The organism is Cellulomonas sp. PhB150, assembly GCF_003755175.1.
Lineage (GTDB): Bacteria > Actinomycetota > Actinomycetes > Actinomycetales > Cellulomonadaceae > Cellulomonas.
On record NZ_RKHX01000002.1, the window covers coordinates 414455 to 436768 of the forward strand.

23 protein-coding genes are annotated in these 22314 nt (G+C 73.1%); all 23 read left to right on the top strand.

Annotated features, from left to right (window positions below; translation table 11 throughout):
• Nucleotides 1–43 precede the first annotated feature (43 nt).
• The 23 genes from dhaK (at nucleotide 44) to EDF34_RS09410 (ending at nucleotide 22265) form a co-directional block, all read left to right on the top strand.
• On the top strand, nucleotides 44–1039 hold the full coding sequence (gene dhaK / locus EDF34_RS09300) for a dihydroxyacetone kinase subunit DhaK (protein WP_123371309.1): 996 nt from the start codon (nucleotides 44–46) through the stop codon (nucleotides 1037–1039).
• A 51-nt stretch (nucleotides 1040–1090) separates the two neighbouring features.
• Nucleotides 1091–1726, top strand: a complete 636-nt coding sequence (dhaL, locus tag EDF34_RS09305; RefSeq protein WP_123371070.1) for a dihydroxyacetone kinase subunit DhaL — start codon at nucleotides 1091–1093, stop codon at nucleotides 1724–1726.
• A complete protein-coding gene (dhaM, locus tag EDF34_RS09310) occupies nucleotides 1723–2448 on the top strand; it encodes a dihydroxyacetone kinase phosphoryl donor subunit DhaM (protein WP_233575289.1) in 726 nt (241 codons plus the stop codon). Before dhaL ends, dhaM begins: the two co-directional genes overlap by 4 nt.
• Nucleotides 2449–2512: 64 nt before the next feature.
• Entirely contained in the window at nucleotides 2513–3187 is a 675-nt protein-coding gene (locus EDF34_RS09315) for a TetR/AcrR family transcriptional regulator (protein WP_123371071.1), read from the top strand.
• A 44-nt stretch (nucleotides 3188–3231) separates the two neighbouring features.
• Nucleotides 3232–4926, top strand: coding sequence for an MDR family MFS transporter (locus tag EDF34_RS09320; RefSeq protein ID WP_123371072.1), 1695 nt, complete (start codon nucleotides 3232–3234; stop codon nucleotides 4924–4926).
• Complete coding sequence (locus tag EDF34_RS09325) at nucleotides 4923–5357, top strand: DUF4233 domain-containing protein (RefSeq protein ID WP_255414183.1); 435 nt, start codon at nucleotides 4923–4925, stop codon at nucleotides 5355–5357. The genes EDF34_RS09320 and EDF34_RS09325 overlap by 4 nt, the downstream gene beginning before the upstream one ends.
• A gap of 21 nt (nucleotides 5358–5378) precedes the next feature.
• Nucleotides 5379–5813 carry a nucleoside-diphosphate kinase gene (gene ndk, locus EDF34_RS09330; RefSeq protein ID WP_123371073.1) on the top strand — a complete coding sequence of 145 codons (435 nt, stop codon included), beginning with the start codon at nucleotides 5379–5381 and terminating at the stop codon, nucleotides 5811–5813.
• 47 nt (nucleotides 5814–5860) lie between these two features.
• A complete protein-coding gene (smc, locus tag EDF34_RS09335) occupies nucleotides 5861–9430 on the top strand; it encodes a chromosome segregation protein SMC (protein WP_123371074.1) in 3570 nt (1189 codons plus the stop codon).
• Between the two features lie 84 nt (nucleotides 9431–9514).
• Nucleotides 9515–9829, top strand: coding sequence for a hypothetical protein (locus tag EDF34_RS09340; protein ID WP_123371075.1), 315 nt, complete (start codon nucleotides 9515–9517; stop codon nucleotides 9827–9829).
• 34 nt (nucleotides 9830–9863) lie between these two features.
• A complete protein-coding gene (gene ftsY / locus EDF34_RS09345; RefSeq protein ID WP_123371076.1) occupies nucleotides 9864–11084 on the top strand; it encodes a signal recognition particle-docking protein FtsY in 1221 nt (406 codons plus the stop codon).
• A 157-nt stretch (nucleotides 11085–11241) separates the two neighbouring features.
• Nucleotides 11242–12561: an ammonium transporter gene (locus tag EDF34_RS09350; RefSeq protein ID WP_123371077.1), complete on the top strand. Its 1320-nt coding sequence runs from the start codon at nucleotides 11242–11244 to the stop codon at nucleotides 12559–12561.
• Complete coding sequence (locus tag EDF34_RS09355) at nucleotides 12561–12902, top strand: P-II family nitrogen regulator (RefSeq protein ID WP_123371078.1); 342 nt, start codon at nucleotides 12561–12563, stop codon at nucleotides 12900–12902. The genes EDF34_RS09350 and EDF34_RS09355 overlap by 1 nt, the downstream gene beginning before the upstream one ends.
• Before the next feature lie 4 nt (nucleotides 12903–12906).
• Nucleotides 12907–14691, top strand: a complete 1785-nt coding sequence (locus EDF34_RS09360; RefSeq protein WP_123371079.1) for a [protein-PII] uridylyltransferase — start codon at nucleotides 12907–12909, stop codon at nucleotides 14689–14691.
• Between the two features lie 48 nt (nucleotides 14692–14739).
• The gene (ffh, locus tag EDF34_RS09365; protein WP_123371080.1) at nucleotides 14740–16329 is read left to right on the top strand and encodes a signal recognition particle protein; all 1590 of its coding nucleotides are present in this window, start codon (nucleotides 14740–14742) and stop codon (nucleotides 16327–16329) included.
• 5 nt (nucleotides 16330–16334) lie between these two features.
• Nucleotides 16335–17417: an amidohydrolase family protein gene (locus EDF34_RS09370; protein ID WP_123371081.1), complete on the top strand. Its 1083-nt coding sequence runs from the start codon at nucleotides 16335–16337 to the stop codon at nucleotides 17415–17417.
• Nucleotides 17418–17606: 189 nt separating this feature from the next.
• On the top strand, nucleotides 17607–18023 hold the full coding sequence (gene rpsP / locus EDF34_RS09375) for a 30S ribosomal protein S16 (RefSeq protein ID WP_123371082.1): 417 nt from the start codon (nucleotides 17607–17609) through the stop codon (nucleotides 18021–18023).
• Entirely contained in the window at nucleotides 18023–18262 is a 240-nt protein-coding gene (locus EDF34_RS09380; protein ID WP_118766875.1) for an RNA-binding protein, read from the top strand. Before rpsP ends, EDF34_RS09380 begins: the two co-directional genes overlap by 1 nt.
• A 90-nt stretch (nucleotides 18263–18352) precedes the next feature.
• Nucleotides 18353–18913, top strand: coding sequence for a ribosome maturation factor RimM (rimM, locus tag EDF34_RS09385; RefSeq protein ID WP_123371083.1), 561 nt, complete (start codon nucleotides 18353–18355; stop codon nucleotides 18911–18913).
• Nucleotide 18914: 1 nt separating this feature from the next.
• Nucleotides 18915–19694: a tRNA (guanosine(37)-N1)-methyltransferase TrmD gene (gene trmD / locus EDF34_RS09390; protein ID WP_123371084.1), complete on the top strand. Its 780-nt coding sequence runs from the start codon at nucleotides 18915–18917 to the stop codon at nucleotides 19692–19694.
• A 211-nt stretch (nucleotides 19695–19905) separates the two neighbouring features.
• Complete coding sequence (rplS, locus tag EDF34_RS09395; protein ID WP_123371312.1) at nucleotides 19906–20271, top strand: 50S ribosomal protein L19; 366 nt, start codon at nucleotides 19906–19908, stop codon at nucleotides 20269–20271.
• Nucleotides 20272–20393: 122 nt separating this feature from the next.
• Nucleotides 20394–21191, top strand: coding sequence for a signal peptidase I (lepB, locus tag EDF34_RS09400; protein ID WP_199737758.1), 798 nt, complete (start codon nucleotides 20394–20396; stop codon nucleotides 21189–21191).
• A gap of 2 nt (nucleotides 21192–21193) precedes the next feature.
• A complete protein-coding gene (locus EDF34_RS09405) occupies nucleotides 21194–21934 on the top strand; it encodes a ribonuclease HII (protein ID WP_123371085.1) in 741 nt (246 codons plus the stop codon).
• A 7-nt stretch (nucleotides 21935–21941) separates the two neighbouring features.
• Nucleotides 21942–22265 carry a DUF2469 domain-containing protein gene (locus EDF34_RS09410; RefSeq protein WP_123371086.1) on the top strand — a complete coding sequence of 108 codons (324 nt, stop codon included), beginning with the start codon at nucleotides 21942–21944 and terminating at the stop codon, nucleotides 22263–22265.
• The last annotated feature ends 49 nt before the right edge of the window (nucleotides 22266–22314 follow it).

A 22314-nucleotide genomic window follows, 5' to 3' on the forward strand; every position in this document is an offset into this window, starting at 1 on the left:
GCACCGTGGTCGGGTGAGGATGCCCGCCGAAGGGATGGTCGACGTGAAGAAGCTCATCAACGATCCGCGCACCGTCGTCGCCGAGTCCCTGGAGGGATTCGCTGCGGCCCACGCCGACCTCGTGGTGGTGAACGCGGAGCCCGCGTTCGTCACGCGGGCCGGTGGAGCGGTGAGCGGCAAGGTGGGGCTCGTCTCGGGCGGCGGCAGCGGGCACGAGCCGCTGCACGCGGGGTTCGTCGGCGTCGGGATGCTCGACGCGGCGGTGCCCGGTCCCGTGTTCACCTCGCCGACGCCCGACCAGATCGCGCCGGCCCTGCAGGCCGCGGACAGCGGCAAGGGCGTGCTCGCCATCGTCAAGAACTACACGGGTGACGTGCTCAACTTCGAGACCGCCGCCGAGCTCGCCGAGGCCGAGGGCGTCACCGTCCGGACCGTCGTCACGAACGACGACGTCGCCGTCGAGGACTCCCTCTACACGGCCGGCCGGCGCGGCGTGGCCGGCACGGTGTGCGTCGAGAAGATCGCCGGAGCGGCGGCCGAGCGGGGCGACGACCTCGACGCGGTGGTCGCGGTCGCGGAGAAGGTCAACGCGAACGTCCGGACCATGGGCGTGGCGCTGACCGCCTGCACGGTGCCGCACGCGGGCAAGCCGTCGTTCGACCTGCCCGAGGACGAGATCGAGATCGGCATCGGCATCCACGGCGAGCCCGGTCGTCGGCGCATCCCGCTGGCGAGCGCGGACGAGATCACGGAGATGCTCCTGACGCCCGTCGCGGACGACCTGGCCCTCGCCTCGGGCGAGAAGGTGCTGCTGTTCGTCAACGGGATGGGCGGCACGCCCGCGTCCGAGCTCTACGTCGTCTATCGTCGGGCCCGCGCGCTCCTGGAGGCGCGTGGCGTCGAGGTGACCCGCTCGCTCGTGGGGAACTACGTGACGTCGCTCGAGATGCAGGGAGCGTCCGTGACCGTGCTCCGCCTGGACGAGGAGACGACCCAGCTGTGGGACGCTCCGGTCCACACGACGGCGCTGCGTTGGTGACGTGCTGGTGACGTGCCGTCGTGCCGATGAGTTCGTAAGGGGAGTGCGTGGATGAGTGTTGACGTGGCGTGGGCGATCGACTGGGTGCGCCGCAGCGCGCAGACCATCGCCGAGCACCGGGACGAGCTCATCGAGCTCGACCGGCAGATCGGCGACGGTGATCACGGCGAGAACCTCGACCGCGGCTTCCGGGCCGTCGTGGCGAAGCTGGACGCGCTCGAGGAGCCGCCGGCGGAGATCGGGGACGTCCTCAAGCTCGTCGCCACGACGCTGATGTCCACCGTGGGCGGCGCGGCCGGCCCGCTCTACGGCACCGCGTACCTGCGGGCCGCCAAGGTCACCGCCGCCGCCGAGCTCGACTCGGCCGGCGTGGTCGCGCTCATCGAGGCGGCGCTCGAGGGCATCGTGGCGCGCGGCAAGGCGACCACCGGCGAGAAGACCATGGTCGACGCGTGGTCGCCCGCCGCGGAGGCCGCGGTCGCCGCGGCCGACGCGGGCGGCACGCCTGCGGACGTGCTGGCGGCGGCGGCGAAGGCCGCGACAGCCGGTGCCGAGTCGACCGTGCCGCTCGCGGCGACCAAGGGTCGCGCGAGCTACCTGGGCGAGCGGTCCATCGGGCACCTCGACCCCGGCGCACGCTCCTCGGAGCTGCTCCTCGCCGACGCCGCCGCGGCGGCCGCCGCGTGAGCGCACCCGGCGGCCGCGACCTGGCGCGCGTCGCGCTCGTGCTCGTCTCGCACTCGCGCGACCTGGCGGCCGGCACGGTCGAGCTCGCCGGGCAGATGGCACCGGGCGTGCTGCTCCTCCCCGTCGGGGGGACGCCGGACGGGCAGCTCGGGACCGACTTCGACGGCATCGAGCGCGCGGTCGCGCAGGCCACGGCGGACGGCCGCAGCGCCGTGGTGCTCATGGACCTCGGGTCGGCCGTGCTCACGACCGAGTCCGTGCTCGACCTGGCCGACGAGGAGCTCGTCGCGCGCGTCCGGCTCGCGGACGCACCCTTCGTCGAGGGCGCCGTCGCCGCCGCGGTGACCGCCCACGGGGGAGCGGACCTGGACGCGGTGCTCGCCGCCGCCGAGGGCGCGGGCCGGATGTACCCGGTCGAGGAGGCTGCCGGGGACCTGCCGGCGCCGTCCGAGCCCGCGGACGACGGCGTGGTCCGCGAGACCCGCACCCTGCTCAACCCGATGGGCCTGCACGCGCGGCCCGCCGCCGTGATCTCCCGGATGCTCGCCGCCTACGACGCGAAGGTCACGGTCAACGGCGTCAGCGCCGCGAGCGTGCTCGCCCTGATGAAGCTCGGCGCGACGCAGGGCACGGAGCTGCGCATCGAGGCGGAAGGCCCGCAGGCGGCCGAGGCGGTCAAGGTGTTCGTCACCGAGGTCGAGCGGGGCTTCGGCGAGATCTGACGCGGTGACGCCCGCCACAGAAAATGCACGCGATGCAAAGTTGCAGTCCGTGTAACATTCCCGGGTGATCTCGAACGCGCAGCATGACGCGCCCGCAGCGCAGGACGCAGAGGGCGACCTGCAGCGCCTCGCGGACGCGTTGACGCCGGCCCCCGACGGCGGCCTGCGGGAGCGCAAGAAGCGCGCGCGCCGTGAGGCGCTGATCGACGCCACGCACCGCCTCGTCGAGGCGCACGGGCTCGACGCCGTGACCGTCGAGGCGATCTGCGCCGAGGCCGGCGTGTCCACGCGGACGTTCTTCAACTACTTCGAGACCAAGGACGACGCCGTGCTGGGCCACGTGCCCTGGCAGCTCGACTCCGAGGCGGCGGTGGCGTTCGCGGCGGGCGGCCCGACGGGCCACCTGCTCTCGGACCTCGAGAGCCTCGTCGGCTCGTTCCTGCAGGACCCGCCGGTCGGGCGCGACCGGTTCAACCGCGCGTTCGAGATCGCGGCGCGCGAGCCCCGGCTGCTCGCCCGGCACCTGGCCTGGTTCGAGCAGCACAAGGGGCAGATCGTCGCGCTCGTCGAGCAGAGGCTCGGCGACCAGCCCGAGCGCAGCCCGCTCGTCGTCGCGGCCCTCGCGCTCTTCCTGACCCACGCGACCTTCATGCACTGGGACGAGTCCGGCGGCGCCGGCGAGGGCGGCGACCACCTCGCCTTCGTCGTGGCCGAGCTCCGCGCACTCGTCACCGACTGACCCACCAGACCCCCGCTCCACCCGCACAGAACGAGGACCCCCGCATGGCCACCGCAGCACCGACGACGAGCGACAAGCCGCTCGTCGTCCTCACCCCCCGCACCGTCTGGCTCATCTTCGGTGCGCTCATGGCGAGCATGTTCCTGTCGTCGCTCGACCAGTCCATCGTCGGCACCGCGATGCCCACGATCGTCGGCGAGCTCGACGGCGTCGCGCACCAGGGCTGGGTCGTGACGGCCTACATCCTGGCGATCGCGATCGTCATGCCGCTGTACGGCAAGTTCGGCGACCTGTGGGGCCGGCGCTGGCCGTTCCTCGTCGCGATCGGCCTGTTCACCCTCGCCTCGGCGGGTGCCGGCTTCGCGCAGTCGTTCGGCGAGCTCGTGTTCTGGCGTGGCGTGCAGGGCCTCGGCGGCGGCGGCCTGATGATCCTGTCGCAGGCGATCATCGCGGACATCGTGCCCGCCAAGGACCGCGGCAAGTACATGGGGCCGATGGGCGCCCTGTTCGGCATCGCGGCCGTCATCGGCCCGCTGCTCGGCGGTCTGTTCACGCAGCACGCCGACTGGCGCTGGTGCTTCTGGATCAACATCCCGATCGGCGTCGCGGCGTTCGCCACGGCGTGGTTCACCCTCAAGCTGCCCAGCCACCGATCGGGCAAGAAGATCGACGTCGCGGGCATCTTCTTCATGGTGGTCGGCACGTCCGGCCTCGTGCTGGCGACGAGCTGGATCTCCTGGTCGGGCAACGCCACCTACGACTGGGGCAACACCGGCCTGCTCGCGCTCGTCGGCGGCACCCTGCTCGCGATCGCGCTGTTCATCGTCGTCGAGCTGCGCGCCAGCGAGCCGCTGCTGCCGCTGCGCCTGTTCAAGAACCGCACGTTCACCATCGCGACGGTCATCGGCTTCATCCTCGGCATGGGCATGTTCGCGGCCCTGGCGTTCCTGCCCACGTTCCTGCAGATGTCCACGGGTGCGGGCGTCACCGAGTCCGGCTTCCTCATGCTCCCGATGATGGTCGGCGTCATGATCACCGCGATCGGCTCGGGCATCGCGATCACCAAGACGGGGCGCTACAAGATGTACCCGGTCGCGGGCCTGCTCATCACGGCCGCCGGCCTCGTCTGGCTCACCCAGATCACGGGCGACATGTCCATGTGGCTGTTCGGCGCGATGATCTTCGTCCTCGGCGCCGGCATGGGCCTGGTCATGCAGACGATCGTGCTGGCCGTCCAGAACGCCGTCGACCCGCACGAGCTCGGCACCGCGACCTCGGCGAACAACTTCTTCCGCGAGATCGGCGCTGCGGTCGGCACCGCCGTGTTCAGCACGATCTTCACCACCGCCCTGACGAGCAAGCTGGCGGACGTGTTCGCCGACGCGCCGGGCGGCGGCGCCGACCCGAGCGCGAGCCTGACGCCCGAGTTCGTGCAGACGCTGCCCGAGCCGTACAAGTCCGGGGTCATCGACGCGTTCGCGGGCACGCTCGCGCCGTCGTTCTGGTACTTCGTGCCGCTGATCCTGGTCGGCTTCGTGCTCGCGCTGTTCCTGCGCGAGGTCAAGCTCTCGGGTGTCGCCGGCATGGTGGCGCGCGGCGAGGCGCTCGCGGCGGACGGCACCGGCGTCTCCGGGCCCGACGAGGTCGTCGTCGACGAGCTCACGGCCTCGGCCGACGAGCTGCTGCCGACCCAGCGACCGGCGGGTGACGACGTGCCCGCCGGTACCCTGGAACGGTGACCGCAGCAGCCGAGACACCGCGGATCCGTCGCAAGCGGCCCGCCAAGCCGCAGTTCGCCCAGACGATGCTCGTCCTCGAGGCGCTCTGCGTGTTCTTCGCGACGCTGGTGGCCTACGGCCTGAGTGCAGGCGACGACCCGTGGATCGACGTCGAGCCGGCGTGGGTGTGGGGGATCGGCGGCGGGCTCACGCTCGTGCTGATCCTGGTGTCCGGGTTCGTCTCGCGGCCCGGCGGGTACGTCGCCGGGTGGGTCGCGCAGGTGTGGGTCGTCGCGGCCGCGCTCGTGCTGCCGTCGGTGGCACGGGGGATGGCGCTGGTCGTCGCGGCCGTCTTCATCGCGCTGTGGGCGGTCTCGCTGAGGCTCGGCGGGCGCATCGACCGGGAGCGGGCCGAGTACGACGCGGCCCACCCGGGCGAGGTCGGGCCCTGACGTCGCGTTAGGGTTTCGCCCATGACCGACGCACCCGTCCAGCAGCGCACCCTCGTCCTCGTCAAGCCTGACGGCGTCCGCCGCAGCCTGACCGGGGAGATCCTGCGCCGCATCGAGGCCAAGGGCTACACGCTCGTCGCCGTCGAGCTGCGCCAGGCGTCCGACGAGCTCCTCGCCGAGCACTACGAGGAGCACGCCGGCAAGCCGTTCCTGGCGCCGCTGATCGAGTTCATGGGCTCCGGCCCGGTGCTCGCCGTCGTCGTCGAGGGGCACCGCGCGATCGAGGGGTTCCGCTCGCTCGCCGGCGCTACCGACCCGACCGTCGCGGCGCCCGGCACGATCCGCGGTGACCTCGGGCGCGACTGGGGCCTGAAGGTCATCCAGAACCTCGTGCACGGCTCGGACTCCGAGGAGTCGGCGGCGCGGGAGATCGCGCTCTGGTTCCCGGCGCTCTGAGCGCGCGGCTCCCCGGCGCGCGTCACCGCGCGCTCTAGGCTGCCCCCGTGCACCTCAAGACCCTGACCCTGCGCGGGTTCAAGTCGTTCGCGTCCGCGACGACGCTGAACTTCGAGCCCGGGGTCACCTGCGTGGTCGGGCCGAACGGGTCGGGCAAGTCGAACGTGGTCGACGCGCTCGCGTGGGTGATGGGGGAGCAGGGGGCCAAGTCGCTGCGCGGCGGCAAGATGGAGGACGTCATCTTCGCCGGCACGTCCGGCCGCCCGCCGCTCGGCCGCGCCGAGGTCTCGCTCACGATCGACAACACCGACGGTGCGCTGCCGATCGAGTACACCGAGGTCACGATCTCCCGGACGCTGTTCCGCAACGGCGGCTCGGAGTACGCGATCAACGGGCAGGGCTGCCGGCTCCTCGACATCCAGGACCTGCTGTCCGACTCCGGGCTGGGCCGCGAGATGCACGTGATCGTCGGGCAGGGCCAGCTCGACGCCGTGCTGCGCGCGACGCCCGAGGAGCGTCGCGGGTTCATCGAGGAGGCCGCGGGCGTCCTCAAGCACCGCAAGCGCAAGGAGAAGGCGCTCCGCAAGCTCGACGCGATGCAGGCCAACCTCACGCGCCTCGGGGACCTGACCGGCGAGATCCGGCGCCAGCTCGGCCCGCTCGGTCGGCAGGCGGAGGTCGCGCGCAAGGCCGCGGTCGTCCAGACCGACCTGCGCGACGCGCGCGCCCGGCTGCTCGCGGACGACCTCGCCCAGCTCACCGCACAGCTCGACCAGGAGCTCGCCGACGAGAGCGCCCTGGCGGCCCAGAAGGCCGAGGTCGAGACCGTCCTGACGCAGACCCGCGCCCGGCTCGCCACGCTCGAGCGCGAGGCCGCCGAGGCCGCGCCGGCCCTGAGCGAGGCGAGCGAGGTCTGGTACCGGCTCTCGTCGCTGCGCGAGCGGCTGCGGGGCACGTCGTCGCTCGCCGCCGACCGCGTGCGGCTGCTGGGCGTCGCGGCGCCCGAGCAGTCCTCCCGTGGCGGCTCCGACCCCGACGACCTCGCCCGGCAGGCCGAGCGCGTGCGCGTCGCCGAGGCCGAGCTCGCGGCCGAGGTGGACCTCGCCCGCGCCGGCCTCGAAGGCGCCGTGAGCGCGCGCCAGGAGGCCGAGCAGGAGGCAGCCGCGGCGGAGAAGGAGCTCGCGACCTCCCTGCGTGGCGCGGCCGACCGCCGTGAGGGAGTGGCCCGCCTCGCCGGCCAGGTCGCCGCGCGCCGCAGCCGGGTCGAGGCGACCCAGGCCGAGCTCGGTCGACTGCGCGAGTCGCTCGTCGCCGCCCAGGCGCGTGGCGCCGAGGCGACCACCGAGTTCGCTGCGCTCGAGTCCCAGGTCGCGGGTGTCGAGGAAGGCGAGGAGGGGCTCGACGCGGAGCACGAGGCCGCGCTCGAGGCCCTCGAGACCGCGACCGCCCAGGTCGCCGACCTCACCGAGCGGCTCGGCGCGGCGGAGCGCGAGCGCACGGCGCTCGAGTCCCGCGCGGAGACGCTCGAGCTGAGCCTGACGCGCAAGGACGGCGTCGGGGCGCTGCTCGCGGCCGACGACGTGCGCGGCACCATCGGCACGGTCGCGGCCCTGCTCGCCGTGGACCCGCGCGACGAGGAGGCCGTGGTGGCCGCGCTCGGCGCGATCGCCGACGCCGTCGCCGTGGAGTCGGTCGAGGCGGCCGTCGACGCGATCCGCTACCTGCGCACCGAGGACGCCGGGCGGGTGTCGCTGCTGGTCGGCGGCTCGCCCAGCGTGCCCGCGGCTCGCGGCCCGATCGACGGCGCCCAGTGGGCGATCGACCTCGTGCAGGCGCCCGAGCACGTGCGCGGCGCGGTCGCCGAGCTGCTCGACGGTGTCGTCGTGGTGGACGACCTCGCGCAGGCCCGGGCCACGCTCGCCACCCACCCCGACCTCGTCGTCGCGACCCGCACCGGCGACGTCCTGTCCCGGCACCAGGCGTCCGGCGGCTCCGCGACGGCGCCCAGCGCGCTGCACCTGCAGACGGCGCTCGACCAGGCGCGCCACGGCGCGGCCGAGGCCACCGCGACCGCCGAGCGGCTGCGCTTCGAGCTCGCCACGGCGAGGACGGCGCTGGCCGCGGCCGACGACGCCCACGAGGCGACCCTCGAGCGGCTGAACGAGTCGGACGCGGCGCTGGCCGCCGTGGCCGAGCAGCTCGGCCACCTGGGCTCGACCGCCCGCGCCGCGCGCGCCGAGGCCGAGCGCGTCGAGGCGTCGCTCGAGGTCGCCTCGCGCACGCTCGAGCAGGACACGGCCGACCTCGCCGAGCTCACCCAGCGCCTCGCCGCGGCCGAGGTCGAGCCCGCCGAGAGCGAGGCCGCGATCCTCGAGGGGACCAACCGCCGCGACCGGCTCGCCGAGCTCGCCACGGGCGCCCGGTCCCGGGAGACCGAGTCGAGGCTGACGCTGCGGACCGTGGAGGAGCGCGCCCGGGCGCTCGCCGGCCGCGCCGAGTCCCTCGAGCGGGCCGCCCGCACGGAGCGGGTCGCGCGCGAGAAGGCCGCCGAGCGCGAGCGGGCCAGGGCGCGCCAGGTCGTCGTCGCGCAGGCCGTGCGGATCGGCGCCGAGCGCTCGCTCGCATCGCTGGACGTCTCGCTGCGGCGCGCGTCCGACGAGCGGGACGAGGCCGAGACCGCGCGCGGGGAGCGGGACCGGCTGATCGCCGTGACCCGCGCCGACGTCGAGCAGCGGGCGGCCGAGCTCGCCCGCCTGACCGACGTGGCGCACCGCGACGAGGTCGCCCGCACGCAGCAGCGGCTGCGGGTCGAGGCGCTGCAGAACCGCTCCATCGAGGAGCTCGGGCTCGACCCGGCGGTGCTGCTCGACGAGTTCGGGCCCCACCAGGACGTGCCCGTCGTCGTCGTGCCGGGTACCGAGGTCGACCCCGAGGCGCCGACCGCCGTGCCGTACGTGCGCGAGCAGCAGGAGAAGCGGTTGCGCTCCGCCGAGCGGGCCCTGTCGCTGCTCGGGCGCGTCAACCCGCTCGCCCTCGAGGAGTTCGCGGCGCTCGAGGAGCGGCACAAGTTCCTCACGGACCAGCTGGCGGACCTCAAGAAGTCCCGCGCGGACCTGCTGGTGATCGTCAAGGAGATCGACGAGCGTGTCGAGCAGGTGTTCGCCGAGGCCTACCGCGACACCGCGGCCGCGTTCGACGTGGTCTTCCCGCGGCTGTTCCCGGGCGGCGAGGGCCGGTTGGTGCTGACCGACCCCGACAACATGCTGACGACGGGCATCGAGGTAGAGGCGCGTCCCGCCGGTAAGAAGGTCAAGCGGCTCTCGCTGCTGTCCGGCGGCGAGCGGTCGCTGACCGCCGTGGCGATGCTCGTCGCGATCTTCAAGGCGCGCCCGAGCCCGTTCTACGTGATGGACGAGGTCGAGGCGGCGCTCGACGACGCGAACCTCGGCCGGCTGCTGGAGATCTTCCGCGAGCTGCAGGAGGACTCCCAGCTCATCGTCGTGACGCACCAGAAGCGCACGATGGAGATCGCCGACGCGCTCTACGGCGTGACGATGCGCGGCGACGGGGTCACGACCGTGATCAGCCAGCGGATGCGCGAGGACGCCGCCGTCTGACCTGGTGTGGAGATTGTGTGCCGGGTTGGCAGCGGTCCCGCCCGGTGCCCCGCTGCGGCGGCCGACGGCGCACAGACTGGTCCCGTGGTCGTCGTCATCGGAATCCTCGTCGCTCTGCTCGCTGCCGGCCTCGTGCTGCTCGTCGCGAGCGTCACGAGCGCGGGTGACGCCCAGGGCTCGCCCTGGCGCAGCTTCCGGGCCGGCTGGGCCGCCCGGGGCACGCGCGACGAGGCGGCGCAGGCCGCAGAGGCCGAGCCGGTCGATCTCAAGCTCGCCGAGTTCCTCGCGGTCACGGCCGACCAGGGGGACGCGTACCTGCACGTCGAGGAGCTGGGCGACAGCCTGCACCGTGCTCGGGAGAAGGCGCTCGGCGCGCTCCCGGGGACGCGTCGTTCCTGACGCCTCGGTCGGCGCCACCTGACAGACTGACCCGGTGAACCCGGACACCTGGACGTACCTGCTCGCTGCCGGCATCCCCGCCGCGCTCCTCGTCGCCGTCAGCACGGTGTTCGTGCGCCGGCGGCGCGACCAGGCCGACGACGCGCCGGACGTCACCGCTCCCGGTGCGGAGGGGTCCGACGTCCTCACCGCGCCTCCCGTCGCCCCGGCGACGAGCACCGACCCTGACCTGCTCGAGCCTGCCGTCGACGAGGACCTCGTCGTTCCCGACGGCGTCACCGAGGGCGACCTCGACGTCCAGCTGGACGTCCCCGCGCCCGTCGCGGGCCGGTTCGCCAAGCTGCGCGGGCGGCTCGCCCGCTCCGGCTCGCCGCTCGGCGCGCGCCTGCTCGCCGTGCTGTCCCGGGACCACCTGACCGAGGACGACTGGGACGAGCTCGAGGAGACGCTCCTGCTCGCCGACGTCGGCGCAGGCCCCACGGGTGACCTCATCGACGCCCTGCGCACCCGCGTCCGCGTCGACGGCGTGCGCGAGCCCGGCGAGGTGCGGGCGCTGCTGCGCGAGCAGCTCATCGCGCTCGTCGACCCGACCCTCGACCGCTCGCTGAACCTGGCCCCGGGTGCCGACGCCGCGGGCGAGCCCACGCCCGCCGTCGTGCTCGTCGTCGGCGTCAACGGGACCGGCAAGACCACGACCGTGGGCAAGCTCGCGCGCGTCCTGGTCGCGGAGGACCGCTCGGTGGTGCTGGGTGCTGCGGACACGTTCCGCGCGGCCGCAGCCGACCAGCTCCAGACGTGGGGCTCGCGCGTCGGGGTGCCGACCGTGCGCTCCGATCGCGACGGCGCCGACCCGGCCGCCGTGGCGTTCGACGCGGTCCGCACCGGCAAGGCCTCCGGCGTCGACGTGGTCCTCGTCGACACCGCCGGTCGCCTGCAGAACAAGGCCGGCCTGATGGACGAGCTCGGCAAGATCACACGCGTCATCACGCGCGAGGCGCCGCTGTCCGAGGTGCTGCTGGTGCTCGACGCGACGACGGGCCAGAACGGCCTCAACCAGGCGCGCGTCTTCGGCGAGGTGGCCGGCGTGACCGGCATCGTGCTGACCAAGCTGGACGGCACCGCCAAGGGTGGGATCGTCGTCGCGGTGCAGCGTGAGCTGGGCGTCCCCGTCAAGCTCGTCGGGCTTGGCGAGGGGCCCGACGACCTGGCGCCGTTCGACGCCGCGTCCTTCGTCGACGGGCTCCTCGACGCCTAGGGCGATCTGGACATCCGCTCACCACGAAACCGAACGTTTACCTGTGCGTGAGGCTTGTCACACGGCCGTAACGCGTCCCGCGAGCGACGGAAACCCCGACCGTCGACTGTAAGTGCGGACCAGCCACCCCGGGCTGGCGAGGGGAGAGGCACTCTCGATGGACTTCACACTAGACAGCGGGAACACGGCGTTCATGCTCGTCGCCGCATCGCTCGTGCTGCTGATGACGCCTGGACTGGCGTTCTTCTACGGCGGCATGGTGCGCGGCAAGAGCGTGCTGAACATGATGATGATGAGCTTCGGAGCCCTCGGGCTCGTCGGGCTCATCTGGGTCCTGTACGGCTACTCGGCCGCGTTCTCCACCACGGACACCAACCCCGACATCGGCGGGTTCTTCGCTGACCCGACCACCTGGTTCGGCCTGCAGGGCGCGACCGACGCGGACAGCCTGATGGCGTCCACGGGCGTGCCGTTCCTCGTCGGTGCTGGCTTCCAGCTCACCTTCGCCGTCATCACCGTCGCGCTCATCTCGGGCGCCGTGGCCGACCGCATGAAGTTCAGCTCGTGGCTCGTCTTCGGCGGCATCTGGGTCACCGTCGTCTACGTCCCGATGGCCCACATGGTCTGGAACGGCGGCAACCTCGGCGCCGACGGCATCACCAAGTCGATCTCCACGCCGATCGACTTCGCCGGTGGCACGGTCGTCCACATCAACGCCGGTACCGCGGGCCTCGTGCTTGCGCTCCTGCTGGGCATCCGCAAGGGCTTCGGCAAGGAGCCCATGCGGCCCCACAACCTGCCGTTCGTCATGCTCGGCGCCGCGCTCCTGTGGTTCGGCTGGTTCGGCTTCAACGCCGGCTCCGAGTTCGGCGCCGACGGCGTCGCGGGCCGCGCGTGGCTCAACACGACCGTCGCGACCTGTGTCGCGATGCTCGCCTGGCTCGCCACGGAGAAGCTGCGTGACGGCCACGCCACGTCGCTCGGTGCCGCGTCCGGTGTCGTCGCCGGCCTCGTCGCCATCACGCCGGCCGCGGCCGCGGTCGACAGCTACGGCGCGATCGCGATCGGCGCCATCGCCGGTGTGCTCTGCGCCCTGGCCGTGGGCCTGAAGTACAAGTTCGGCTACGACGACTCGCTCGACGTCGTCGGCGTCCACCTCGTCGGTGGTCTGGTCGGCACGCTGCTGATCGGGTTCTTCGCCACGGCGGACAACAGCACCTTCCTCCCGGACGGCGCGAAGGAAGGCCTGTTCTACGGCGGCGGCATCGACCAGCTGCTGACGCAGGCCATCGTCGCTGCCGCGGCGATCCTGTTCAGCTTCACGGCCACGTTCGTGATCGGCTACATCCTGAAGAAGACGATCGGCATCCGGGTCTCCGAGGAGGCTGAGGTCGGCGGGATCGACCTCGCCGTGCACGCCGAGTCCGCGTACGAGACGCTGGGCGCTGGCTCCCGCGTCGTGACGGAGGTGAAGTGATGACGAAGCTTGTGACCGCGGTCATCCAGCCGCACCGGCTGGACGATGTGAAGTCCGCGCTCGAGGCCGCCGGAGTGCGTGGCCTGACGGTGAGCGAGGCGAGCGGCTACGGCCGCCAGAAGGGCCACACCGAGGTCTACCGCGGCGCCGAGTACACGGTCGACCTGGTCCCCAAGGTCCGGATCGACGTGCTGATCGGCGACGAGGACGTGGCGAGCGTGACCGACGTCCTGGTCAAGGCGGCGCAGACCGGCAAGATCGGTGACGGCAAGGTCTGGGTCGTGCCGGTCGAGGACGTGGTTCGCGTCCGCACCGGCGAGCACGGCGACGACGCGCTCTGACCGGATGAACAACCAACGGCCGCCCGTGGGGGCAGCGGCCGGGGACGAGTCGACGCAGGTCCCGCACCCCGTACGTGGGGTGCGGGACCTGCGTGTCGAACGGCTCGACCTCGCCGCCGGACTCACCGGCCCACAGTCCGACGGCATCGCCCGTCGCGCCGCGATCGCGCGGCTGGTCGTCCAGCGGCTCGCCGAGCTCTGGGACGACGCGACGGCCGACCAGGACGTCAGCGGTGTCGCCCTGGGGGCCGTCGGCAGCATCGGCCGCGGCGACGCGAGCCCCGTCAGCGACCTCGACCTCCTGCTGGTGCACGAGGGCCGGGGCCACAGCGCCGAGGAGCTCTCGGCGCTCGCCCAGCGCCTCTGGTACCCGATCTGGGACGCGGGCCTCGACCTCGACCACTCGGTGCGGTCCCTGGCCCAGTGCCGGCAGGTGGCGTCCAAGGACCTGCCCGCCGCGGTGGGCCTGCTCGACCTGCAGCCGGTCGCCGGCGACGCAGTGGTCATCTCCCGCGCCAAGTCCGCCCTCCTGGAGGACTGGCGCTCGGCCGCCCGTCGCCGCCTGCCCGAGCTCCTGGCCTCCACCAAGCAGCGCGCCGACCGCCACGGCGAGCTCGCCTACCTGATCGAGCCCGAGCTGAAGGAGGCGCGTGGCGGGATCCGCGACGCCGTCGTCCTCTCGGCGCTCAGCGCGTCCTGGCTGACGGACCGGCCCCACGGGGCCGTCGACCGCGCCTACGCGCACCTGCTGGACGTGCGGGACAGCGTCCAGGTGGTCACCCGCCGGCACACGAACCGGCTCCTGCTCGCCGACCAGGACGAGGTCGCGGCCCTCGTCGGCTTCGACGACCGCGACGACCTGCTGGCGAGCATCGCCGAGGCCGGCCGCGTGATCTCCTACGCGCTCGACACGACGGCCCGCAACGCACGCCAGGCCCTGCAGCGCCCGGCCCGCGGCCCGGTGTTCGTCCGCGGCCGGCGCACCCCGCCGCGCCTGCGCGCCATCGCCGAAGGGCTCGTCGAGCACGACGGCGAGATCGTCCTCGCGGTGGACGCGAAGCCGGCCGAGGACCCGCTGCTCGCGCTGCGCGCCGCGGCGACGGCCGCTCGCACCGGGCTCGTCCTGTCCCCGCTGTCGGTCGCGAACCTCACCGCCACGCCGCCGCTGCCCGAGCCGTGGCCGAAGGCCGCGCGCACGTACCTGCTGCAGCTGCTCGGCTCCGGGCACGCCCAGACGCCCATCTGGGAGGCGCTCGACCTGGCCGGCGTCGTCACGACGTGGATCCCGGAGTGGGCCGCGGTCCGCAACCGGCCGCAGCGCTCGCCCGTGCACCGTCACACCGTGGACCGGCACCTCGTCGAGACTGTCGCCAACGCGTCGCCCGACCGTCGCGAGCTCGCGCTGGGGGACACCCTGCTGGTCACCGCGCTGCTGCACGACATCGGCAAGCGGGCGGGGGCCGGGGACCACTCGATCGAGGGGGCGAGGCTCGTCGGGCCGATCGTCCTGCGCATGGGCTTCGGCGAGCAGATGGCGGCGGACGCGACGCGGCTGGTGCGCGAGCACCTCACGCTCGTGGACCTGGCCACGACCGCCGATCCCGACGACCCCGCGACCGTCGAGCGGCTCCTGGTGGCCGTCGACCGCCGGGCCGACCTGCTCGCGGCGCTGCGCGTGCTGACCGAGGCCGACGCGGTCGCCGCGGGCCCGGCGGCGTGGAGCACGTGGCGCGCGACGCTCGTCGACGACCTCGTCGCGCGGGCCCTGCGTGAGCTGGCGGGTGGCTGACAGGTACGCTTGACCGTCCCTGATCCATCGAGCCGTGAGGACCGCCAGGTGTTCGCCACCCTGTCCGACCGACTGACGTCGACCTTCAAGAACCTGCGCACCAAGGGGCGGCTGTCCGAGGCGGACATCGACGCCACGGTGCGCGAGATCCGCCGCGCCCTGCTGGACGCGGACGTCGCCGTCCCCGTCGTCCGCTCCTTCACGGGAGCCGTGCGCGAGCGCGCGCTGTCGGCCGAGGTCTCGGCCGCGCTGAACCCGGCGCAGCAGATCGTCAAGATCGTCAACGAGGAGCTCGTCGCCATCCTCGGCGGCGAGACGCGCACGTTGAACATGGCGAAGAACCCGCCGACGGTCATCCTGCTCGCGGGCCTCCAAGGCGCCGGCAAGACGACCCTGGCCGGCAAGCTCGCACTGCACCTGAAGTCGCAGGGGCACACCCCGCTGCTCGTCGCGGCGGACCTGCAGCGCCCCAACGCGGTCACGCAGCTCCAGGTCGTCGGCGAGCGTGCCGGCGTGCCGGTGTTCGCGCCGCACCCGGGCAACCAGGGCTCCGACGACGTGCTGCCGTTCGGCGCGGACCCCGTGGGGGTCGCACGGGCCGGCCTCGAGACCGCGCACCAGCGCCAGCACGACGTGCTCATCGTCGACACCGCCGGCCGCCTGGGCGTCGACGCCGACCTCATGCAGCAGGCGTCCGACATCCGCGACGCGGTGAGCCCTGACGAGATCCTCTTCGTGATCGACGCGATGATCGGCCAGGACGCGGTCACGACCGCGCAGGCCTTCGCCGACGGCGTCGGCTTCACCGGCGTGGTGCTCTCCAAGCTCGACGGCGACGCCCGCGGTGGTGCGGCGCTGTCGGTCGCCTCCGTGACCGGCCGGCCGATCATGTACGCGAGCACGGGTGAGAAGCTCACCGACTTCGAGGTGTTCCACCCCGACCGGATGGCCTCGCGCATCCTCGACATGGGCGACGTGCTGACGCTCATCGAGCAGGCCGAGAAGAACTTCGACGCCGACCAGACCGAGAAGATGGCGGGCAAGCTCGCCGCGGGCGAGGACTTCACGCTCGAGGACTTCCTCGAGCAGATGAACCAGCTCAAGAAGATGGGCTCGATGAAGAAGATGTTCGGGATGCTCCCGGGCATGGGCCAGATGCGCGAGGCGCTGGACAACTTCGACGAGCGCGAGGTCGACCGGATCGAGGCGATCATCCGCTCGATGACCCCGGCCGAGCGGCAGAACCCCAAGATCATCAACGGCTCGCGCCGATCGCGCATCGCCGCCGGTTCCGGCACGACGCCGAGTGCGATCAACCAGCTGCTGGAGCGCTTCGACGGCGCCCAGAAGATGATGAAGCAGATGGCCAAGGGCGGCGGCATGCCCGGGATGCCGGGCATGGGCAACCTGCCGGGCATGGGCGGCAAGAAGTCGCGTGGCCGTCAGGCGCCGGCCCGCAAGGTCAAGGGCAAGTCCGGCAACCCGGCGCTGCGCGCCCAGCAGGAGCGCGGCGTCGCGACGAAGCCGGCGGCCCCCGCGGGCTCGTCGTTCGGGCTCGGGACCCAGCAGCCCCAGGGCGTCGACCCGTCGACGCTCGACCTGCCCGCGGGCTTCGACAAGTTCCTCGGCGGACGCTGAAGCACGTGCCCGACCTGCACCTCCGGGGAACGGTCGTCCTGGACGACGAGCGCGAGGTCGGCGAGGTCTGGGTCGTCGGCGGGCGCCTGACGTTCACGCGTCCGTCCGCGCCGACGACGACGATCGAGGGCGTCGTGCTGCCCGGCCTCGTCGACGTGCACTGCCACATCGGTCTCGCCGCGGACGGACCGGTGCCCGACGAGGTCGCCGAGCAGCAGGCGCTGGCCGACCGTGACTCGGGCGTGCTGCTGGTCCGCGACGCGGGGTCGCCCGCCGACACGGCGTGGGTGCACGAGCGCGACGACCTGCCGCGGCTGATCCGCAGCGGCCGGCACCTGGCGCTGCCCAAGCGGTACCTGCGGCACTACGGTCGCGAGCTGGCCTCGCCGTCCGAGCTGCCCACCGCGGTGCGCGAGGAAGCTGCGCGCGGCGACGGCTGGGTCAAGCTCGTCGCGGACTGGATCGACCGGTCGCTCGGGGCCGACGCGGACCTGACGCCGCTGTGGCCGCGTGCCGTCCTCGCCGACGCCATCGCCGCCGCGCACGACGCCGGCGCGCGCGTCACCGCCCACACCTTCGCGACGGAGTCGCTCGACGACCTGCTCGACGCGGGCATCGACTGCCTCGAGCACGCCACCGGGGCCTCGCCGGACCACATCGACCGCATCGCGGCAGCCGGTGTCCCGGTCACCGCGACCCTGCTCCAGGTCGCGCAGTTCCCGGCGATCGCCGCCCAGGGCGCCCGTTTCCCGCGCTTCGCTGCACGCATGGCGGCGATGGGGGAGCGGCGCTACGAGCACGTCCGGAACCTGCACGAGGCGGGCGTACCGGTGCTCGTCGGGACCGACGCGGGCGGGACGATCGGGCACGGGCGGATCGCGGACGAGGCGCGGGAGATGGTGCGGGCGGGCATCCCGGCACGGGAGGTGGTGGCCGCGGCGAGCTGGCGCACGCGCCGGTGGCTCGGGGTGCCGTCGATCGAGGAGGGCGCGAGCGCGGACGTGGTGGTCTACGCCGAGGATCCGCGGGTCGAGATCGACGCACTGCGGTCGCCGAAGGCCGTGATCCTGCGGGGCGTGCGCCGGTAGCGCGACGCCGCCCGGTGGCGCCGGTCACGGTGTTGGGACTGCCCCGCCTCGTCTGGCACAATGGTCGGCTGTACCCGATGGCAGCAGCCCCTCTACCTGCGGCCGTCGCGTCCTTCGCGCCACCGGCGAGCCCAACCCCACGGGCACGCGGCGGCGCAACCACAGCAGACCTCAGGAGAAGACCACACCGTGGCCACCAAGATTCGTCTCAAGCGCCTGGGCAAGATCCGCGCGCCGTACTACCGCATCGTCGTCGCCGACTCGCGCACCAAGCGCGACGGTCGCGTCATCGAGGAGATCGGCAAGTACCACCCCACCGAGGAGCCCTCGTTCATCGAGGTCGACTCCGAGCGGGCGCAGTACTGGCTCGGCGTCGGCGCGCAGCCGACCGAGCAGGTCGCCGTCCTCCTCAAGATCACGGGTGACTGGCAGAAGTTCAAGAACCTGCCCGGCCAGGAGGGCACCCTCCGCACCAAGGCCGACAAGGTCGACCCGAAGGCCGCCATCGAGGCTGCCGCCGCCGACGCCGAGAAGGTCAAGGCGAACGCGTCGCAGAAGAAGGCTGAGGCCCCCGCGGCCGAGGCCACCGAGGACGAGCAGGCCTGATGCTCGCCGAGGCGCTCGAGCACCTGGTGCGCGGCATCGTCGATCACCCGGACGACGTCCGCGTGAGCTCCTCGTCGCTGCGACGCGGCGAGCTGCTGGAGGTCCGGGTCCACCCCGAGGACCTCGGTCGCGTGATCGGCCGTGCCGGTCGGACCGCCAAGGCCCTGCGCACGGTCGTCGGGGCACTGTCCGCCGACGGCTCGGTGCGGGTCGACGTGGTCGACGTCGACCGTCGCTGACTCAGCCTCGGCACTGCATCACCCAGCTTCACGAAGGCCCGGTCCCCTACCCTGGGGGCCGGGCCTTCGCCCACGTCACGGAGGAAAACCATGGAGCTCATCGTCGCGGTCGTCAGCCGCGCCCACGGACTGCGCGGCGAGGTCGGTCTCGACCTGCGCACCGACGCGCCCGACGAGCGGCTCGCGGTCGGCTCGGTCCTGACGACCCAGCCCGCCTCCGCCGGCCCGCTCACCATCGTCAGCACCCGCAACCAGCAGGGTCGCTGGTACGTGCAGTTCGCCGAGGTCAACGACCGCACCGCCGCCGAGGCGCTGCGCGGGACGACGATCGTGACCGACTCGGACGAGGCCGACGACTCCGACGACGAGGACGCCTGGTACCCGCACGAGCTCGCCGGCCTGCGCGCCGAGCACGTCGACGGCCGGGTCCTCGGGGAGATCGTCGGCCTCGAGCACCTGCCGGCGCACGACATGCTCGTCCTGCGCGAGCCCGACGGTGCCCGCACGCTCGTGCCGTTCGTGCGCGCCATCGTCCCCGTCGTCGACGTGCCGGGCGGACGCGTCGTGCTCGACCCGCCGGGCGGCCTGCTGGCCTCGGACGCCGCGAACCTCGTGGTGTCCGACGAGACCCGCGGCCCGGCCGAGGACTGACGTGCGCATCGACGTCGTCTCGATCTTCCCCGGCTACCTCGCACCGCTCGACCTGTCGCTCGTCGGCAAGGCCCGCGAGACCGGCCTGCTGGACCTGCGCGTGCACGACCTGCGGGACTGGACCACGGACCGGCACCGCACGGTCGACGACACGCCCTTCGGCGGCGGCGCCGGGATGGTGATGCGACCGGACGTGTGGGGGACCGCGCTCGACGACGTGCTCGACGACGGTGCCCATCTGCTCATCCCGACGCCGTCGGGCGAGCCGCTCACGCAGCGCACCGCCGAGGCCCTGGCCACCGAGCAGCACCTGGTGATCGCCTGCGGCCGCTACGAGGGGATCGACGCCCGCGTCGCCGAGCACTACCGCTCGCGTCCCGGGGTCCGCGTCACCGAGTTCTCGATCGGTGACTACGTGCTCAACGGGGGAGAGGTCGCGGCGCTCGTCGTCGTCGAGGCCGTCGGGCGCCTCCTGCCGGGCGTCGTCGGCAACCCGCACTCCCTGGTCGAGGAGTCGCACGGCGCGGCCGGGCTGCTCGAGTACCCCGTCTACACCAAGCCGCCGGCGTGGTCCGGGCTCGAGATCCCGGAGGTGCTGGTGTCCGGGCACCACGCGCGGATCGAGCGCTGGCGTCGTGACCAGGCGCTGGAGCGCACCGCCGCCCGGCGGCCGGACATGCTGCGCGTGCTGGACCCCGCGGTCCTCGACAGGGCGGACCTCGCGACGCTCGCGGACCTCGGCTGGGCCGTCGAGGACGGGCGCCTCACGCAGGCTGATTAGCAGCGCACGGGCCCGCTGTGGCAGAATCGTGCGCTGGTGCGCGTACGGCTGCGTCTCTGCCACAGGGGAGACGATCACGGCCACCCGGGACATGTTCTCCCGGACGCACCGGAACCAGACCACGGGGACGCCGTTCCTCGCCTGCTCGCGCGGGCGGCCGGCTGCCCACGATGACGCTTCTGACCTGTGGCAGGGCGGGAGAGTGAACACCATGCACACGCTCGACCAGGTCGACGCAGCGTCGCTGCGCTCCGACATCCCGGACTTCCGTCCCGGCGACACGCTCAAGGTCAACGTCAAGGTCGTCGAGGGCAACCGCTCGCGGATCCAGGCGTTCCAGGGTGTCGTCATCGCCCGTCAGGGCGAGGGCGTCCGCGAGACCTTCACGGTCCGCAAGGTCAGCTTCCAGGTCGGCGTCGAGCGCACGTTCCCCGTGCACTCCCCGAGCCTCGAGTCCGTCGAGGTCGTGACGCGCGGTGACGTGCGCCGCGCGAAGCTGTACTACCTGCGCAAGCTCCGCGGCAAGAAGGCCAAGATCAAGGAGAAGCGCGACGCGGTCCCGGCCAAGAAGGCCTGACCACGCAGCACTCCAGACGGGCGGTCACCCTCGCGGTGGCCGCCCGTCGGCGTACCCGGGCGCGGTCGTCTCGGAGCGCGGCACTGTGCGCGCTGCACGGTTCGGCGTGCGAGAGTGTCCGGGTGATCGACCCCGCCGACGAAGCCGCCCCGCCGACCGCCACCGGAACGCCGAGCACGGCGGCCGGCGACGACCACGTGGCACCCCGGCACGCAGCCGCTCCCGACCGGCGCGACAAGCGCCGGAGCACGGGTGCGTCGTTCCTGCGTGAGACGGTCATCATCCTGGTCAGCGCGCTCGTGCTCTCGCTCATCGTCAAGACCTTCCTGGTGCAGGCGTTCTTCATCCCCAGCGGGTCGATGAACGACACGCTCATCGAGAACGACCGCATCCTCGTCAGCAAGCTGACGCCCGGCCCCTTCGACCTGCACCGCGGCGACGTCGTCGTGTTCAAGGACCCGAACCACTGGCTCGGCGACGAGGCCGAGGACACGCCGACCGGCCCGGTCGGCACCGTGGTCCGTGACGCGCTGACGTTCATCGGCCTCTACCCCGAGGACGCAGGCGAGCACCTCGTCAAGCGTCTGATCGGCCTGCCCGGGGACCACGTCGCGTCCGAGGGCGCGGGCAAGCCCGTCACGGTCAACGGCGTCGCGATCGACGAGCCCTACCTGGCGCCCGGTGCGCAGCCGAGCGAGTTCGCGTTCGACATCGTCGTGCCGCCCGACAGCATCTGGGTCATGGGCGACAACCGGCAGCACTCGGCCGACTCGCGCTGGCACCAGGGCGAGCCCGGCGGCGGCTCCGTGCCGATCGGCAACGTGGTGGGCGTGGCCTTCGTCATCGTCTGGCCCGCCGCCCACTGGGACATCCTGCGCAACCCGGGCGACACGTTCGCGGACGTGCCGCCCGCGTCGTGAGCGTGACCAGCCCCGTCGCGGCGGTCGCCGTCCGGCCGGCCCGGGCGGCGCGGCCCGGGCCGCACCTGCGGCACGAGCGTGTCCTGCTGCGCACGGGGGCACGCCTGGTCGCGGGCATGGACGAGGTGGGCCGCGGCTCGCTCGCCGGCCCCGTGAGCGTGGGCGTGGTCGTCGTCGACGTCACGACGCGGTCGGCTCCGCGTGGCGTGGCCGACTCCAAGCTGCTCACGCCCCTGGCGCGCACCGCGCTGCTTCCGGCGCTGAGCCGATGGGGCACCGCGCGGGCCGTCGGGCACGCGAGCGCCGCCGAGATCGACGAGATCGGGATCATCGCTGCCCTGCGGCTCGCCGGGACCCGCGCGCTGGCCACCGTCGCCGAGCGTGTCGGCCCGGTGGACGTGGTGCTGCTCGACGGCTCCCACGACTGGCTGACGCCTCCCGCGCAGGCGAGCCTGTTCGACGAGGCCGCCTCCGCGGACGGCCCGCGCGTCCACATGCGCGTCAAGGCCGACCGGACCTGCGCGAGCGTCGCCGCCGCAAGCGTGCTGGCCAAGTGCGAGCGCGACGCGATGATGGCGGCACTGGCACCCGAGCATCCCGCCTACCGGTGGGACGAGAACAAGGGCTACGCGTCGCCGGACCACCTTGCGGCTCTCGCGACGCTCGGGCCGAGCGTGCTGCACCGACGGTCGTGGCGGCTGCCCGGTGTGGGGGTCACCGACGAGTCCCCCGGTGGGGGATGATGGGCGCGTGAGTGCCGAGGACCTGGAGAACTACGAGACCGACATGGAGCTCGCGCTCTACCGCGAGTACCGCGACGTCGTCGGCCTCTTCTCGTACGTGGTGGAGACCGAGCGCCGCTTCTACCTGGCGAACCAGGTGGACCTGCAGGTGCGGTCCGCCGCCGGTGAGGTCTACTTCGAGCTCACGCTCGCCGACGCCTGGGTGTGGGACGTGTACCGCTCGGCGCGGTTCGTGAAGTCGGTGCGCGTCGTGACGTTCAAGGACGTCAACGTCGAGGAGCTCGCGAAGGCCGAGCTCGACCTCGGCAGCGGCGCGGGCTTCCCGCGCTGATCGTCCCCTCGCGTCAGCGAGCCGACCACAGCCCCGCAGCTCGGCGCGG